This window comes from Methanoplanus limicola DSM 2279, from assembly GCF_000243255.1.
In the GTDB taxonomy this organism is placed as follows: Archaea; Halobacteriota; Methanomicrobia; order Methanomicrobiales; family Methanomicrobiaceae; genus Methanoplanus; species Methanoplanus limicola.
This window is the reverse complement of sequence record NZ_CM001436.1, coordinates 2,526,635-2,541,841: the sequence shown is the minus strand read 5'-3', so window position 1 is coordinate 2,541,841 and position 15,207 is coordinate 2,526,635. Positions and strand designations below refer to the sequence as shown.

The window sequence follows — 15,207 nt, the reverse complement described above, 5'->3', positions numbered from 1 at the left end:
CTCAATCAGTCCTTTCTTCAAACAAACCGGAGCTTAAGTATCTCTCACCGGTATCAGGAAGAATAACAACAATAACTTTTCCTGCATATTCATCTCGTCCGGCAAGGCTTAATGCACCATAAAGTGCTGCACCGGAGGATATCCCTGAAAGAATTCCTTCATCACGGGCAAGTTCTCGTGCGGTTTCAAATGCATCCTCATCCTTTACCCGGATAATTTCATCAACAAGACTTACCTTCAGAGTATCAGGAATAAAACCTGCACCGATACCCTGAATTTTGTGAGGGCCGGGACTCTCTCCGGAGAGAACTGACGATGAATACGGCTCAACAGCAACGGCCTTAAAATCACTTTTTCTGGCTTTTATCACTTCTGAAATTCCGGTGATTGTTCCGCCGGTTCCGACACCTGCAACGACGGCATCCACATTGCCGCCGGTATCACGCCAGATCTCTTCTGCGGTGGTCTTCATGTGCTTTAGAGGGTTTGCCGGGTTTTTAAACTGCTGAGGTATGAAGAAGGAGTCGGGTTTTTCTTTTTTTATCTCTTCTGCACGTGCAATTGCCCCTTTCATACCATCTTTTCCAGGCGTCAGGATAAGATTCGCACCAAAGGCTTTCACAAGCATCCGCCTCTCTGAACTCATCGTATCGGGCATGACGATAGTTATTTTGTATCCGCGTGCAGCCGCCGCCATTGAAAGAGCAATACCTGTATTGCCGCTCGTAGGCTCAAGAATTTCTATATCTGCTGTCAATAGCCCTGCTTCTTCTGCTGCCTCTATCATTGCGATTCCAATCCTGTCTTTTACACTTCCCATCGGATTGAATGATTCAACCTTTGCAACCACAGTCGCATCGAGACCTTCTGTAATGCTATTAAGGCGTATAAGAGGAGTATTTCCTATTGTATCGGTGATATTTCCATATATTTTCACCATTTTCAATCATCCCAACAAAACTTTCTTTTTACAATTTTTTTTCATTCTTCTTTTTTCCTCTCTGTCAGGAAAATTCACAATTGTTAACTATTACATATTAGCATCTCTTCCTGATTATAAATAAATTCTGTTATTCAGGATGTTAAAAAAAGTATGAAATCAAAAACTATTTAATCAATATATAATCGGTAATTTTATCCATAAAATGAGTTATTTCCCGTTTTTATTCAAAACAATTTTTCTAAACCTTAAAAGTTCATCACAGAATTCACCAAGGTAGTCATCCATTGAAAGACTGCCTTCCTGAAATGTGCAGTCCTCCTCTTCAATAATTCTCTGTATCTTTTCGCCTGACGGAAGAAGAAGATCTATTGGGACACCGGATTTTTTTGAGCCTCTGATAAGAGACTCTCTGAAGAGGCCAAGACAATAGCCTATACGATATTTATATGTACCGCGTGTCTTTTCAAGATATGCCGCAACTCTTTCAGTCTCTATCTGGAGGAAATCCTCCCTTATCTTCTCATCATTGACCTTTCCAAGCATGTACTTATAATGCGCATACGGGTACATCTCTTCAAGTTCTCCCGGGACTATGCCACATGTGCCAAAAACAACGATATGATAACTCTCAGGAGGAAGAACCTGTGAGATTATCATTCTGATAAGTTTGTGGCTTGGACTCTGGCTGTATGGCTTTTTTACAGCACACGGCATAAATATTGCAATGTCTTTTTTTTCGACTTCATATTCATCTATGATATACCTGTGTGACTTCTCAAATTCCGGCAGATAAAAAGGAGGTCCTGTCAGAACAGGCCCTGAGTCAGTATTTTTCATCTCTTCATTGGTATCTGGCGTCTGCATAATAATTCTGTATAGTTGTAACCGGAAATACAATAAACCAGTTTATTCCTGCATACTCTGCAGATTCAGGGAATTATTAATATTAATATCTGCCATTAAAAGTATACTCTCCCAAAACAGATATTTTGGAGAAAATTATTTCATCCTCCGGAGACTGGTGGAAAAATCCTTATTTCATCACCATCTTCAGCAGAGATTTCATCTGCATCGTCTGAATAGATCCTCTCACCGTTCTTCATAAGAATAACATAATCATAGAAATTGCCTGCATCATCAAAAATAAACGCCTGTCCCTCAGGATTGTCCTCTGTAACTGACTTTGCAATGCTTTTCAGCGTATCAGTTGAATTATTGTCTATTTCCTTTATGATTTCACTTCCAAAATACTCCTGGAAACGTGCATAAAATTTAATTTTAATTCTCATATCTTATGAGGTTGTTGCGTGAATAAAATGTAGTGGATAAATGGATAAATTGTTTATATGTATTGGTTAAAACTTGTCAAAAAATGCCTGTTTGTCAAATGAAATTGTCCTATTGACTACAAGAAAATAACCGTGCAACAGCCTCTTATATTCAGCACTTTGAGCGATCGCGATAATATTTTTCACATTCAGAACCAGGCAATTTGGAGGGAATCATATATTCCGGCCACCAGACCAAGGTGATTAATTGACTCAATGGATCCACCAACATAACCATCTAAGATATCCATAGTTGAAAAAGTCACCCATGAGCCTGCGGGTTCCCAGATGATGAATGAAACAGTGTATTGTTTTATAGGGGTATATTTGGATCATAATATGTGGATCTTTCTATTTTATATTTTGGAATTAATTCTTACCTGCGGATTGTAAGATAAATTCTGTAATTTTTTGTTCATCTGTTCTCTTCTTCTTTACTTCATCATTGGAATGATCTCTTTTTTTGGGACGAGACTGTCGTAAATTACATATGATCCGACTGAACCTTCATAGTTTACAGTGACCTTAATCCTGTCCTGTGTCTTCTGACCTCCGTCAAATGTGACTGTTCCGCGGACTTTGTCTGCACTTAGCTCTTTTATCTCATGTCCGCCATCTGCATAGTAACAGTCGACCTGGATGTTGTTTACATAGTTCTGACCCATTCCACCGCGGAACCCTACTGTAATTGTACCGTAGACTGTGTCCTTGTCAACCCCGACTACCACCTGATACTTGCTCTCAGGTTGCTGTGTCGGTCCGGGGACAAGGTCAGAGTTCTTTGTCGGCTCTGCCGGTGCAGATGTTGGAGCAACTGTTGGCTGAACCGTCGGTGCCTGGGTTGCAGGACTGCTGTCTGTTCCTGTGCACCCTGCACAGATTACAAGTCCGGCTGCAATGAAAACCAGAATCAAAGATACATATCTCATGATATAGGGTTAGTTACCGTAAAAATATTTAAAATATAGCTTCAGCATTAAAACCGATATGTGACACAATCATGCGGACAGGTAGCATATCTTCCTCACTCCTTATTCATAAGATTTCCACAGGATACACATGCGGGATTTTTGGCAAACTGTATCTCCTCTGTTCGTGCCTGCATCCCATCCCATATAATGAGCCTGTTTTTCAGGAGTTCTCCTTCACCTGTTATATATTTGATTACCTCTGTTGCCTGAACCATACCGATTAGCCCGGGAGTTACACCGACAACAGGAAAAACTTCAACAGGCGGTGCTTTTGGAAACAGGCAGCGTAGACATGCAGTTTTACCCGGGACTATTGTTGTAGCCTGACCGTGAAATCCTCTTATTGCACCGTGAAAGAGAGGTATGCTTTTCTGAAGGGCAACATCATTGAGGAGGTAGCGGGTTGGAAAATTATCCATTCCGTCCACAATTCCATTACTATCACCGACCAGTTCTGATACATTTGATTCATCAATTGTGACGTCCAGAACTTCCACTCTGATGTCAGGATTTAGTGCATTTAATTTTTCTTCTGCCGATTCTGTCTTTTTCTTCCCGATATCCCGATTATAGTGAAGAATCTGACGATTGAGATTTGTTAACTCAACAACATCCTTATCGGCAACAACTAATGTTCCGACTCCCGCAACTGCAAGATATATGGATATCGGAGAGCCCAGCCCTCCGGCGCCGGCAACAAATATCTTTGCATCCTTTAATTTTTTCTGGCCTTCCTCACCAAAAGACAGTATCTGTCTTTTATACCTGTCAAGTTCCTGTTTTGAAAACACTATATAATCACTTTTCCCACGTAATTGATCATTTTTAGCTGGCGAACTACAATCTCTATAATTTTCTGAAATTGTAAATGTTCAGTCTTCTGAAGCAATATCCTAATTTCCCATTTTTTTGAATCACTTTTCTGGAAATATCGCTATTTTGATTCAAATCGTAAGTTATATATACTTTAGATATCTAATAGATATCTGTGAAAAAAGTACCAATTGTTGCAGAAACTGAACTTAATGTCAAAAACATTGAGGGGTTCTACATTCGAAAAGTTACACCCTTTGGAACAAGTGCGAAGGTTGATTGTCCAAAGGAACACCTTGGAAAGAAAGTCTATCTTGTAATTGTAGGGCCTGAAGACTGATATCAGATGAATTGCGAAAGTATCCGTAATTACAACAAAACATACAGGTACAAGAAAGAAATAGCCAAATTATCTCATGATATTATTCAACTGAAGGTCGAAAACGAGAAGTTGAATAAAAAATTGAGTCAGGCTAATTCCACCAACATAGAGTTACTCTACGAAAATGAAAAGCTGAAAAAAGAATTCAATGAGTACAAATTCAGGCATCCACCAACTACAGGAGAAAAAGGTGGCAAACCATATGCCATAAAAAAAGAGTCAAAAAAAAGCACAACTAAAGATTCCAAGGATCCAGATAATAATAAAACAGAGAAGAAAAAGAAGAGAGGGGCACAACCTGGACATAAGGGTAATTTTAGGCCAAAACCGGAGAAGGTTGACATACATAAGACAATTGATGTGGCTGAATGCCCTTACTGCGGCAATACCAAATTGAGCAAAGTGCAGGAAGAAAGGACAAGAATTGTTGAGGATATCCCCATAGTTAAACCAATTGTTACAATGTATCATATCCCTCGGAGATATTGCTCAAAATGTAAAAAAATGGTTGAAGGAGAAGTTTTAGATGCTCTTCCAAACGCAAGGATAGGTTTAAGGGCTATGCTTACTGCGGTCTGGATGGATGTTGTAATGAAAGGTACTGCAGTTGGAATACCTAAAATATTTAAGAACTTTACCGGTTTAAAAATCAGCACTGGTGAAGTCAAAAAAATGGGTGAATTGATTGCAAAGGAATTCTCTGAATATTATGAGGTTCTCAAAGAGATGGTCAGAGAAGCCGATGTCAGATACATGGATGAAACTTCCTGGAGAGAGAGTGGAATTAACAAATGGTTGTGGGTTTTTGTTGCGGAAGGTGTAGCACTATACATGATTGCAAAAACCCGCAGTCACAAGGAACCACTTTCTATTCTTGGAGAAAACCCAAAAGGAATAGATGTTCATGACCGATTCTCTGCGTATAATACATTGGCAAGAAAAACCGGAAACAGAGCACAACAGATTTGCTGGTTTCATCTTCTTGTAGATTCTAAAGATCTTTCAAAACTTTATGGTGAAGAGGGCAAACATATCCATGAAACAATGAAGTACATCCATGCTAAAGCAAAATCATTCGAGGGAAAAGGCCGCCCGGAGGATGTTGAAAATTTAATCTCAGAATTGCAGGATAAATTAGACCGACCTTATAAAAATTTAAAATGCAGGAAATTTGGGGAGAGTTTAAAGAGAGTTAAGGAAAAATTATTTCAGTTTGTGATTAATCCGAAAGTAGAGAGTACTAACAATAAAGCTGAAAGAGCTGTTAGGCCAATGACTGTAAAAAGGAAAATTTCCGGAGGAACGAGATCACCAGAAGGTTCTCGGACATTAGAAATACTTGCATCTGTACTTTTTACCAGTCAGAACAATGGTGCAGATTTAATTGAAGATTTGCTTAATTTGATTCATCCTTCACAACACTGAATATATACCTGAAATTCCTATATTTTTCCCTGCTTCATAAATATCTGCAAAACTGTTTAGTATCACATAGGTTAACGACAAAAGTTTCCTTATTAAATTTCAGCTTCAGCCAGCAGAAAAATCTGTTTTCTCAGACCTTGTAAAAAAACCGTCATTCACATATGAATCTACAAAATATTTATGCTGGATGATAAAATGAGGTGCCTATATATCCACCGACAGGCGAACAATTCCTCAATGTTAAAGGGCATCATGCAACAATAACCTCTTCAGGTGATAAATTCAACCCGTAAAGACTCTGTCTGGCATCAATAAAATAATGCTTTTCAATCAGGAGATTCTCATCCTTAAGCCTTTTTATGGCATAACGGACAGTTCTTGAGGGAAGTGTCGTCTCAGATATCAGATCTTTCTGGGTCAGATTTCCGTTCAGTTCAAGTGTCTTGTATACAAGCTTTACAGACGGAGGCAGATGCCCGATATTACGGTTTTTCTCCTCATTCTTTTCTGTTTTTACAACAAAAACGATCACTCATAGTCTAATCAACCAATATAATATTGAAGTTCACAATTGTTAAGTCTTACCCCTCATTTTTATTGATGGCTTATAATTACTGGCGGTTATATTTTGGGAGGTATGCTAATTTTTGGCTCTGTAGAAATCTTCCCGTAAAATAGCTACCAAAAGATCGATCGTACAGGTATTTCCATGTCACCGCCGGTTTAATGTTGCTCAATGTGTGCCGGCAATCACATCCGGCAGGGCCGGTCTGAACTGACAGATAATAATCAGAATTTGGTTCTCACTGAATTTTTCTGATTTTGTTTTTCTCTCAGGAAATATTGGTGAAAAACGATCTGCTGGCACAGGTCCGCGTAGATCCCGGAATTATATTCGTCTGGTAAGGCCAGGTATGCAAAAAGAGCACAGCCTGTGAGAGGGATATACATATCATCTCTTCAAAGAGCATACCTGTCTGGTTAGTCTTCTCCATTTTATATTCCCGTATTACTTCATCACCAGCAGAATTGAATTCATCCTCAATAATATTACAGTATTCTGTATGTTTTTTTTCTGAATTGGCGAAAAGCCGGAATATAGAGTCCTGTGTCTGAATTGTGAGTGAAAAATGATATGCATTTATTACAGGATGAATGATTAAAGGACTGAATAACTACTCAGTTAAAGATTTAAAAACCTAAAAAGAAAGAATAAGCCTCAGACGAGAATCGAACTCGTGACCTGCTGATTACAAATCAGCCGCTATACCGCTAAGCCACTGAGGCGCACTAACTAGGTTGAATTTATTCCTATATATAAGCTCTTATTTGGGCTTTTAAATTCGCCTTTGGGAAAAGAATTATTCAGGGTCTCCGGAATATGGCAGTCTTTCCTTAAAGAGGCATAATTTTCAGTTATGATTCACATTACAGGATTTAACAAATCACATAAAAAAGAAAGAATAAGCCTCAGACGAGAATCGAACTCGTGACCTGCTGATTACAAATCAGCCGCTATACCGCTAAGCCACTGAGGCGCACTATTTAGGTTGCATTTATTCCAATATATAATCTGTCATTCTGTTCTGCCGGCCGGAATGATTCCTTAGTTGTATGTGGTGAAAATAACCCTGAATAATACCCGGAACCTGCAATAAACCCAATCAATTAATCTGAGAATACATACCAATGTTAAAGAAGGAAAGATAATGGCGCACCTGACCGTGGACATAGGAGGAAGACCCGGCATAGACTGCCAGGGCTTTTGCAGTTACTGCTACTTTAAAAAATTAAAAAAGGAAGAGAATCCCGAACCTTTCGGGTGCAAATACTGCCTTCCCTTCTCAAAAGGCTGTGAATACTGCACAGACGGAGTGAGGGAAAGATATGAAGACTTCAAACCCTTAAAAGAAGTTGCAGACGATGTCCTTGCAAACCTCCAGATGACGGACGGGGAGCTTGATAAAATAACAATAAGCGGCGGCGGAGATCCGTCCTGCTATCCGGAATTTAAAGACTTAATGGAGATCCTCGGTTCAATGGAGGCCCCCCTTCATATAGGCTACACCAGCGGAAAAGGCTTTGACGACCCTGACCTCGCCGACTTCATGATAGAATGCGGCCTTACAGAGATTTCATTCACAATATTTGCATCTGACCCAAAACTCCGGGCAGAATACATGGGCGATAAAAACCCCGAAGCCTCACTTGCAGTCCTAAAGCGCCTCTGTGAAAAGATAGACGTCTATGCAGCAGCAGTCATAATTCCGGGCATAAACGATGGCGAAGTCCTCGAAGAGACCTGCCGGTGGCTTGACGAAGCCGGCGCAAAGGGTTTAATCATAATGCGCTTTGCGAACCGGAGAGATCAGGGCTTAATCCTTGGCAATGCACCTGTAATGGACGATGTCTTCTTCCTGCACACAGTGAGGGAATTTGCAGAGATAGTCGAAGGTTTAAACAGCAGATATAAGATGAAGATAAGCGGCACACCGATGTATGACCCAACAATCGGATCACCATTCGCCATCCTCAACGAACCCGGACTCCTCGAAAAACTCCCCCGTGTAACCGGAAAGGCAAGTGTCATAAGTGGAAGCATAGCCGCACACCCGATACAGAAGATCCTTGACGCATGCGGAAACGACACATGGGTTGTTCCGGCACAAAAGGAGATCGCCTGCCTGCTTACATCAGACGACCTCAGAAAAATAGATAAATCCCGCCTTGAAAAAACGGTTATAATCCCCGGAAGGTCATTCATATTTGAAGCGGATGCTGTGGAGATTCTCTCAGAAGACGGCATTTCAAGAACAGTTGTCAGAGGGCCTGACACCCTCACAGCCGATGCCGAGACAAGCATGGGCATGACAAAAAATGAGGTCCTTGAGATGGAGATGGAAGGTTTTGCAGACTTAATCCGTCTTATTAATATGTACGGGAAATAACTGTCCCACCTATCCTTAAAATTTCTTAAGCTTTTTTTTAGATCCAGCCCCTTGCAGCCATAGACTCAACAAGCTTATTGAGTGCCATCGTATAGGACGCCTTTCTCATAGAGATCGAATGCAGTTTTGAGGACGCTAAAACCTTATTATACGTCCTGGTCATCTTGCCGTCAAGCCTTTTATTTACATAATCCTCATCCCAGTGGTCCATATTGAGGTTCTGAACCATCTCGTAATAGGAGACGATCACTCCGCCGCCATTACAGAGAATATCCGGGATGATATGGATATTTTTCCCAAGCAATATCTCCTCGCCTCCGGTTGTCACAGGGCCGTTGGCGAACTCTGCGACAATCTTTGCCTTAACATTACCGGCGTTCTCATCCGTTATTACATGTTCAAGGGCGGCCGGAATCATGATATCAACATCAAGTTCGAGCAGTTCTTTATTTGTGATACTCTCAGAGCCGGGATAACCGGTAAGCGTCTTATTCTCCTTCTTATATTTCATAACTGACCGGGGATCAAAACCCTCTTCATTATAAATCCCGCCTCTGCTGTCACTCAGGGCAACAATCCGGCAGTCATAGCTCTCCTTCCCAATCAGTGCCGCATTATAGCCGACATTGCCAAAACCCTGCACTGCGACTGATGGTTTTTTCCTCCCGGAATTATTCTCATTTAAATGTCCGGAGACCTCGTGCAGCTCAAGCCCCATCTCCTTTGCAGCCTCACGTACCGTAAACCATCCACCCCTCGCCGTAGATGTGCTTCTTCCTTCAGAACCGCCAAGTGAGAGCGGTTTTCCGGTGATGACCTCAAAATGGCTGCTGCCCCTGCATTTGCAGTATTCATCGGCCATCCAGCCCATAATCCTGCTGTCTGTGTACACATCCGGTGCCGGAATATCAATATCAGGCCCGATAAACGGGCCGAGTGCCTGTATATATGCCCTTGACATCCGCTCGGTTTCTCCGTCTGACATCTTCTTCGGGTTGCATACGATGCCTCCCTTCGCCCCGCCGAGCGGCAGTTCGTTCAGGGCGCATTTCATCGCCATAATTGCTGCAAGACCCCTGATTGTATCCGCGTTCTCGTCCGGGTGGTACCTGATCCCGCCTTTTGTCGGCCCTCTTGCATTGTTGTACTGGACTCTGAAACCCTGAAAGGTCTTTATTGTGCCGTTGTCCATCCTCACCGGGATTGAGACATGGATCTCTCTCATGGGCTTTTTTAAAAGTTCCTCAATGTCAGCGGTAAGCTCCATATCGACAGCACAGGTGCATATGTTTTTCCTGACCGAATCGTAGAGGTTCTCCTCAGCACTGAATATATCATGATCTTCATCCATGTTTTAAAGGATGTTCTCAATCCGATAAATTCTTTCCCGCTGAAATAGTGTTATAATCTCATCATCTCCGGAATTTTCTTTAAATGATCAACTTAAAATGTTCTTATTCCCAATTATTCATTGTTCAACTGTTTTCAGGTTAATCCTGCAATATCAAAGGTAAAAATATGAAGAAAGGATATATACACATTAATACAGGGGATGGAAAGGGAAAGACGACAGCGGCTCTTGGGCTTTCTGTCAGAACCTTAATTTCCGGGGGAAAAGTCTTCTTCGGCCAGTTTATCAAGAAGGGAAATACTGCTGAACTCTCAGTTCCTGACTATTTTGAGAATTTCACCATTGAGCAGTTTGGCGAAGGGCTTTTACTTGGCAGGGTTCCGGATGATAACGACATCCGTTCTGCTGAGGAGGGACTGAAGAAGGTTGCCGGAATTTTAAGGTCGGGGGAGTATGACCTCGTTGTCATGGACGAGGTCAATGTTGCGATATCAAAGGGCCTGATTAAGACCGAAGACGTCCTCTCTGCCATTAATAATAGGGCGGAGCATGTTGAGGTTATAATGACGGGGCGTTATGCACCGGCAGAGCTTATTGAAAGGGCGGATCTTGTAACCGAGATGAGGAAGGTGAAGCATTACTACGATAAGGGTGTTAAGGGCAGAGAGGGGATTGAATACTGACGTTTAACGCCCGGAATTGTGCCTGTCTGGCATATTTTTTCCGGTTGCCTCTCTCATAAAATATCAAGTATGCTCTTTGGCATGTCGGGGCATTCGTCCCTGAGGTAGCATCTATCGCAGGGTGCGTCCTTTGGTTTTTTCGGGATTTTGCCGCCGTCTATCTCTTTTGCCTTCTTTATTGCTCTCAGTGTCTCTCTCCTGTCTTTTGGCTGGATTTTACATATCCTTGATATTCCGGAGGGGATATATTCAATTAAAACTTCCCGGCATGTTACATCAAGGGTCTCTTCGGCACAGAATGCGAATGCTGCTGCCCGGATTCTCTCAGCTCCGTACACGCCGGCTTCGGGTGCCGGTGCGGTTCTGACTATGCCGATGTACGGACTTTTGTCAAAGATATGATCTGCACGTCCGTATATGCCGAACTTTTCTGATTTCAGCTTTACGTCATAATCTGCCGGTCTCTGCCAGTTCTCTTTCCTGCATGCCGAGACCCAGTCCCTGAGGTTTACTCTGTCCTCATCTGTCAGGTCAGGGTTCACTGTTTCAAGTTCTTCTAATATCTCATCCTCTATGATCTCATCGCCGGTGTGGTAGGATATCTGCTTGGCTATGGTGTATTCGGCCGGTTCTTCGCCTCTCTCCCGGTTTTTTTCGAGGTAGTAGCGGAACGGGCAGGCGTGGCAGGCGACAACTCCGCTTATCGGGGTTAGCTGCGGCTTTTCTTCTTCCTGTTCTTCCCCGTCATATCTCCCGAATTCGAGTTCATCTCCCGTTTCCGGTCTGCTGCCCTTTGCTGTATATATATCTGTCAGTCTTTTTTCTGTCATATCTTTAATAAACCTTAACCATTCAGAGCATAAAATATAATGGCATGGAGAAGAGAGAGATAGCAGTAAATATTCCTCAGGATCTTGATCCTGTATATTCAAACCGGATTCAGGTTGCCTTTAAGGATGATGAGTTCACTTTTGTATTTATGCACGAAATTCCGGGCACAAACCAGGCGCGTGCAAAGTCGATTGTCTCTATAAGTCCAAAGCATGCAAAGAACTTCTCTGAGGTGCTGGCAAATACCGTTAAGGGCTATGAGGATAAATTCGGCGAGATTGCAGCGCCTAAGGGCGGCAGTGATAAGAGAGAGTTTGACGATAAGAACGTCACAATAAAAGGATATTCCTGATTTTTCAGGGCATTTCCACATATTTTATTAAATGTCTGTATCCCGTTTATTTTTTATTTTTTCCTGTCCTGTTTTGCTGTAATGTTTTCACCGGAGAAATGAGTATATCCGGGTTATGCCTATTTGGGCAATATCTTCCCGTCCGGAAGCAATGTTTCAGGCCCGTCAGGCTAATCTGCTGTGCCCGGTTTTTCCGGACGGTAAATGACAGTTTTATAAATCCGCGGGTACAATATATACAGGCACAGTTGCAGTGCCGTTGTGGCTTAGTGGTATAGCGGCTGATTCGTAATCAGCAGACCGGGGGTTCAAGTCCCCCCAGCGGCTTTTTGTATCTCATGGTCTAAAGCCTTAAATTGTTAGACCTTTTAAATCTATTCTATGTCTGATATTCACCCCGGAGTTAAGACTTACAATCATGAAAGAACTTTAAAAAATGCTTTAGATTCTAATTTAATTACTAATAAAGATTCCAATCTGATTTTAGAATATGTACGGGAAAGAAAAATAACATATGATCTAAGCCCGACCAGAATTAATAAAATTACAACTCACCTGACCTTATGGAGACGTTTTTTAAAGGCTGAATATAAACAGGCAGCCATCTTTGATATTTATGAAGCAATTGAAGGTTTAAAGAATGGCAAAAATACCAGAGGCAAAGATTTTGCACAGAATACCATTCATGATTATATCACAGTTTTAAAGCCTTTTTTACTATGGCTTATAGAGAATGAATATTCGGATATTCCGGAGAAGAAGGTTAAAAAAATAAAATCTCCCCCTGTAGATACTGAAACCACAAAGCCGGAAGAGCTCCTAACACAGGAAGAAATATACAACCTTATTCAAGGAGCAAGGAACACCCGTGATAAAGCATTGATTGCCGTATTGTATGAAAGTGGTTGTCGGATAGGTGAATTAGGGCGGCTTACATGGAGAGATGCTATTTTTGATGAATACGGAGTAAAACTTTATTCGGATGATCATAAAGGTAAACAAACCAGATACAGCCGTCTGACCTTCTCAACTGAATATCTGGCCAACTGGAAGGAAAATACCCCGCTAAAAAATCCTGATGATAATATTTTCATTGCTTATCAGTCTAATGCACCTCTAAATTATTCCGGATTCCTCCGGGCAATACAAAGAGCTGCTAAAGCCTCCGGAGTAACCAAAGCGACAAAAACCCACCTGTTCAGAAAGAGCCGGATAACTCATATGATTACTCAGAACTATCAGGAGTCAATCATAAAAAAAACAATGTGGGGAAATCTGAATACAAATATGTTTCAGACCTATGTCAGGTTGTCAGAGGATGATATCGATAACGAATTCCTGAAGCATGCCGGAATTGTCCGGGATGATGAACAGGAAAAAGATCTATTACTACCTATAACCTGCAGCCAATGTCATACTGTTAACGCTCCGGATTCTATGTTCTGCTATAAGTGTGGGAATCCTCTTAATGAAGAAGCTGAAGAGATCCTTAATAGGAATATCAATAACTACATCAATGATATTGAATCTGATCCGGAATTTGAACCACTGGATCAAGAATATAAAAAATTTGAAAGTTCAGCCAGGGAGAAGCTGAACAAATAACCCTTTTTAACTCCGGACATATCCCTTATTCTGAAGCATATCCAACAGTGCCAGGTTAGCAACATCAGACATATCAAGAGGCCTGACCCTTACCCCGTCCGGTTCCATTGCCATTAGTAATACAGGGATGCCATGTATGTTCATGAATCTTTGAATAGAGATGTTTAAAGTATCGCTCTTCTCCAGCTTATGATTAGAGATAACATCTAAAAGTTCCTTCTCGATCCTTATTGTTGACGTGATCCTTTGTTTAGGTTCAAGTCCTAAAATGCGGCTCAGTGCGGTGGTGGATTTCATTTTTTTTTTCTCCTTAGTTAGTGTGTACTAACTCCATGACAAACCCATGTTTGTTAAATACGTTATTTAACCGACTACTATATTTATGTTACTCTATGTAACAGTCATATTATCGATGAGGTGATACGATTTGTCTGATGATGTAACACTCAATATTGACTTTGCAGACACAGAGCCAATAAAAACAGAATCACGTTTCTCCGTCCTGAAAAGCAGGTTCGGTCTTAAAGTTGCGGCTGCATCTACAGGTATGGCCGGGCTGGTCTCCTGCGTCTCTGCGGATACCTCAATCAACTGGACATCCATAACCGATCTCCTTGAAGGGGTAACCACAATCTTTCCATCAATCGGAAACATGGTTGTAGCTATCATCCCTACGCTGATGATCCTTGCTGTAGTCGGATTCGTCCTGTATTTCTTTGATGCAATTCTGGACGCAATAAGCGGAAGTCTCAAAATATTCCGCAGGTAGGAGGTAACAATTATGAAACTTATTCATACAGTCCTCCTTTTTACCTTACTGATCTCTGCTCTCTCCATACCTGTTATGGCAGAAGATGATATTGTCATCACCTTTTCTGATCTCGATTTCGACAAATCAACAGAAATTCTTATCTATGACGGCACCGGCGAGCTTGTCCGGGAAACGAACACATCCGGCACCGTATCTCTGAATCAGTCTTACTCTTATCTTTTTGTGTTTAAGCCATCTGAAAAGACATGGTTCTCAGATCCGTTTCAATCCCTCGAATTTCTGAAGATTCAGATGCCCACATATGTTGCTTATCTGATCTGGATCGTGGCTGTAATCGGACTCATGGCTATATTAGTAGCAGTTTTTGGAGGAAGGAGGCGTTAATCATGAACGAATTAACAGAACCAAAAGAAGGAACTGGAAAAAATGAAATTCTGAAAGGAATTTCAAATATCATTAAAAGTGACAGGAAAAAAGAGAAAAAAAAGAGTAACCAGAGTTTTGAATATATCGTTGGTGCTTTCTCATTGATATTTGGAATTATCTTCCTAGTATTCTTCACAATGCACTGCACTGTAGGTAATCTTTTCCTTGCCATTCAGGATGGCATACTGGGGATTTTTTTCTTCCTTGTAGGTACAGGAATATCTCTCAAACTTCAGATAAGGAAATCAGAAAAAAGATTAGAAAAGAAAATCCGGAAGCTGCTAAAGGAGGCCACCCCATGAACGGAAGAAAGGCCCTCCCATTCCTGATGATAGTGGGGCTTGCGGTTCTGCTGATTTGCAGTCCGGTGAGTGCCT

General features: G+C 41.4%; 19 protein-coding genes and 3 tRNA genes. 10 read left to right on the top strand and 12 right to left on the bottom strand.

Annotated elements, in window-relative coordinates; genetic code table 11:
- Window position 1 precedes the first annotated feature (1 nt).
- The 5 genes from cysK to METLIM_RS11990 form a co-directional block, all read right to left on the bottom strand.
- Window positions 2-940 (bottom strand): cysteine synthase A, encoded by a 939-nt coding sequence (gene cysK, locus METLIM_RS12010; RefSeq protein WP_004078788.1) that lies wholly within the window; start codon window positions 938-940, stop codon window positions 2-4.
- 210 nt (window positions 941-1,150) lie between these two features.
- The gene (locus METLIM_RS12005) at window positions 1,151-1,807 is read right to left on the bottom strand and encodes a DUF5591 domain-containing protein (protein WP_004078787.1); all 657 of its coding nucleotides are present in this window, start codon (window positions 1,805-1,807) and stop codon (window positions 1,151-1,153) included.
- 140 nt (window positions 1,808-1,947) lie between these two features.
- Window positions 1,948-2,232, bottom strand: a complete 285-nt coding sequence (locus METLIM_RS12000; protein WP_004078785.1) for a MoaD/ThiS family protein — start codon at window positions 2,230-2,232, stop codon at window positions 1,948-1,950.
- Window positions 2,233-2,705: 473 nt separating this feature from the next.
- A complete protein-coding gene (locus METLIM_RS11995; RefSeq protein ID WP_004078767.1) occupies window positions 2,706-3,200 on the bottom strand; it encodes a hypothetical protein in 495 nt (164 codons plus the stop codon).
- A gap of 95 nt (window positions 3,201-3,295) precedes the next feature.
- A complete protein-coding gene (locus METLIM_RS11990; protein ID WP_004078765.1) occupies window positions 3,296-4,033 on the bottom strand; it encodes a HesA/MoeB/ThiF family protein in 738 nt (245 codons plus the stop codon).
- A gap of 197 nt (window positions 4,034-4,230) precedes the next feature.
- On the opposite strand from METLIM_RS11990, the gene METLIM_RS16275 reads away from it, so the two are divergent.
- Window positions 4,231-4,395 carry a DUF2080 family transposase-associated protein gene (locus tag METLIM_RS16275; protein ID WP_004076083.1) on the top strand — a complete coding sequence of 55 codons (165 nt, stop codon included), beginning with the start codon at window positions 4,231-4,233 and terminating at the stop codon, window positions 4,393-4,395.
- A gap of 6 nt (window positions 4,396-4,401) precedes the next feature.
- Window positions 4,402-5,862 (top strand): IS66 family transposase, encoded by a 1,461-nt coding sequence (gene tnpC, locus METLIM_RS11985; RefSeq protein ID WP_004076082.1) that lies wholly within the window; start codon window positions 4,402-4,404, stop codon window positions 5,860-5,862.
- 250 nt (window positions 5,863-6,112) lie between these two features.
- On the opposite strand, the gene METLIM_RS11980 is transcribed toward tnpC, so the two are convergent.
- The 4 genes from METLIM_RS11980 to METLIM_RS11970 form a co-directional block, all read right to left on the bottom strand.
- Window positions 6,113-6,394: a winged helix-turn-helix transcriptional regulator gene (locus METLIM_RS11980; protein WP_004078763.1), complete on the bottom strand. Its 282-nt coding sequence runs from the start codon at window positions 6,392-6,394 to the stop codon at window positions 6,113-6,115.
- A 301-nt stretch (window positions 6,395-6,695) separates the two neighbouring features.
- Window positions 6,696-6,857 (bottom strand): hypothetical protein, encoded by a 162-nt coding sequence (locus tag METLIM_RS16740; RefSeq protein ID WP_157202309.1) that lies wholly within the window; start codon window positions 6,855-6,857, stop codon window positions 6,696-6,698.
- A gap of 220 nt (window positions 6,858-7,077) precedes the next feature.
- Window positions 7,078-7,149 (bottom strand) — tRNA-Thr (locus METLIM_RS11975).
- 179 nt (window positions 7,150-7,328) lie between these two features.
- Window positions 7,329-7,400: transfer RNA gene (locus tag METLIM_RS11970), tRNA-Thr, on the bottom strand.
- 171 nt (window positions 7,401-7,571) lie between these two features.
- On the opposite strand from METLIM_RS11970, the gene mmp10 reads away from it, so the two are divergent.
- On the top strand, window positions 7,572-8,810 hold the full coding sequence (mmp10, locus tag METLIM_RS11965) for a methyl coenzyme M reductase-arginine methyltransferase Mmp10 (RefSeq protein WP_004078761.1): 1,239 nt from the start codon (window positions 7,572-7,574) through the stop codon (window positions 8,808-8,810).
- Between the two features lie 37 nt (window positions 8,811-8,847).
- Here the strand turns inward: mmp10 and METLIM_RS11960 are convergent, their stop codons facing one another.
- The gene (locus METLIM_RS11960) at window positions 8,848-10,161 is read right to left on the bottom strand and encodes a Glu/Leu/Phe/Val family dehydrogenase (protein WP_004078759.1); all 1,314 of its coding nucleotides are present in this window, start codon (window positions 10,159-10,161) and stop codon (window positions 8,848-8,850) included.
- Between the two features lie 167 nt (window positions 10,162-10,328).
- Here METLIM_RS11960 and METLIM_RS11955 point away from each other — a divergent pair, with 167 nt between their 5' ends.
- A complete protein-coding gene (locus tag METLIM_RS11955; protein WP_004078758.1) occupies window positions 10,329-10,844 on the top strand; it encodes a cob(I)yrinic acid a,c-diamide adenosyltransferase in 516 nt (171 codons plus the stop codon).
- Between the two features lie 53 nt (window positions 10,845-10,897).
- Here the strand turns inward: METLIM_RS11955 and METLIM_RS11950 are convergent, their stop codons facing one another.
- Window positions 10,898-11,674 carry a hypothetical protein gene (locus METLIM_RS11950; protein ID WP_004078755.1) on the bottom strand — a complete coding sequence of 259 codons (777 nt, stop codon included), beginning with the start codon at window positions 11,672-11,674 and terminating at the stop codon, window positions 10,898-10,900.
- A 44-nt stretch (window positions 11,675-11,718) separates the two neighbouring features.
- Here METLIM_RS11950 and METLIM_RS11945 point away from each other — a divergent pair, with 44 nt between their 5' ends.
- The 3 genes from METLIM_RS11945 (at window position 11,719) to METLIM_RS11935 (ending at window position 13,632) form a co-directional block, all read left to right on the top strand.
- A complete protein-coding gene (locus tag METLIM_RS11945; RefSeq protein WP_004078753.1) occupies window positions 11,719-12,027 on the top strand; it encodes a DUF3467 domain-containing protein in 309 nt (102 codons plus the stop codon).
- A 255-nt stretch (window positions 12,028-12,282) separates the two neighbouring features.
- Window positions 12,283-12,354 (top strand) — tRNA-Thr (locus METLIM_RS11940).
- Between the two features lie 54 nt (window positions 12,355-12,408).
- Window positions 12,409-13,632 (top strand): tyrosine-type recombinase/integrase, encoded by a 1,224-nt coding sequence (locus METLIM_RS11935; protein WP_004078752.1) that lies wholly within the window; start codon window positions 12,409-12,411, stop codon window positions 13,630-13,632.
- Window positions 13,633-13,638: 6 nt separating this feature from the next.
- Here the strand turns inward: METLIM_RS11935 and METLIM_RS11930 are convergent, their stop codons facing one another.
- Complete coding sequence (locus METLIM_RS11930) at window positions 13,639-13,929, bottom strand: hypothetical protein (RefSeq protein ID WP_004078749.1); 291 nt, start codon at window positions 13,927-13,929, stop codon at window positions 13,639-13,641.
- A gap of 130 nt (window positions 13,930-14,059) precedes the next feature.
- Between METLIM_RS11930 and METLIM_RS11925 the strand changes: the two genes are divergently transcribed.
- Genes METLIM_RS11925 through METLIM_RS11915 form a run of 3 tightly spaced genes read left to right on the top strand, consistent with a single transcriptional unit; the run spans window position 14,060 to window position 15,132 of the window.
- Window positions 14,060-14,401, top strand: a complete 342-nt coding sequence (locus tag METLIM_RS11925) for a hypothetical protein (RefSeq protein ID WP_004078746.1) — start codon at window positions 14,060-14,062, stop codon at window positions 14,399-14,401.
- Between the two features lie 12 nt (window positions 14,402-14,413).
- The gene (locus METLIM_RS11920; protein WP_004078744.1) at window positions 14,414-14,788 is read left to right on the top strand and encodes a hypothetical protein; all 375 of its coding nucleotides are present in this window, start codon (window positions 14,414-14,416) and stop codon (window positions 14,786-14,788) included.
- 2 nt (window positions 14,789-14,790) lie between these two features.
- The gene (locus METLIM_RS11915) at window positions 14,791-15,132 is read left to right on the top strand and encodes a hypothetical protein (protein WP_004078741.1); all 342 of its coding nucleotides are present in this window, start codon (window positions 14,791-14,793) and stop codon (window positions 15,130-15,132) included.
- The last annotated feature ends 75 nt before the right edge of the window (window positions 15,133-15,207 follow it).

Bases quoted from the DNA above. Each gene is read 5' to 3' on its own strand.
- cysK (WP_004078788.1), bottom strand. From the start codon at position 940: ATGGTGAAAATATATGGAAATATCACCGATACAATAGGAAATACTCCT.
- METLIM_RS12005 (WP_004078787.1), bottom strand. From the start codon at position 1,807: ATGCAGACGCCAGATACCAATGAAGAGATGAAAAATACTGACTCAGGG.
- METLIM_RS12000 (WP_004078785.1), bottom strand. From the start codon at position 2,232: ATGAGAATTAAAATTAAATTTTATGCACGTTTCCAGGAGTATTTTGGA.
- METLIM_RS11995 (WP_004078767.1), bottom strand. From the start codon at position 3,200: ATGAGATATGTATCTTTGATTCTGGTTTTCATTGCAGCCGGACTTGTA.
- tnpC (WP_004076082.1), top strand. From the start codon at position 4,402: ATGAATTGCGAAAGTATCCGTAATTACAACAAAACATACAGGTACAAG.
- METLIM_RS16740 (WP_157202309.1), bottom strand. From the start codon at position 6,857: ATGGAGAAGACTAACCAGACAGGTATGCTCTTTGAAGAGATGATATGT.
- mmp10 (WP_004078761.1), top strand. From the start codon at position 7,572: ATGGCGCACCTGACCGTGGACATAGGAGGAAGACCCGGCATAGACTGC.
- METLIM_RS11960 (WP_004078759.1), bottom strand. From the start codon at position 10,161: ATGGATGAAGATCATGATATATTCAGTGCTGAGGAGAACCTCTACGAT.
- METLIM_RS11955 (WP_004078758.1), top strand. From the start codon at position 10,329: ATGAAGAAAGGATATATACACATTAATACAGGGGATGGAAAGGGAAAG.
- METLIM_RS11950 (WP_004078755.1), bottom strand. From the start codon at position 11,674: ATGACAGAAAAAAGACTGACAGATATATATACAGCAAAGGGCAGCAGA.
- METLIM_RS11945 (WP_004078753.1), top strand. From the start codon at position 11,719: ATGGAGAAGAGAGAGATAGCAGTAAATATTCCTCAGGATCTTGATCCT.
- METLIM_RS11935 (WP_004078752.1), top strand. From the start codon at position 12,409: ATGTCTGATATTCACCCCGGAGTTAAGACTTACAATCATGAAAGAACT.
- METLIM_RS11930 (WP_004078749.1), bottom strand. From the start codon at position 13,929: ATGAAATCCACCACCGCACTGAGCCGCATTTTAGGACTTGAACCTAAA.
- METLIM_RS11920 (WP_004078744.1), top strand. From the start codon at position 14,414: ATGAAACTTATTCATACAGTCCTCCTTTTTACCTTACTGATCTCTGCT.
- METLIM_RS11915 (WP_004078741.1), top strand. From the start codon at position 14,791: ATGAACGAATTAACAGAACCAAAAGAAGGAACTGGAAAAAATGAAATT.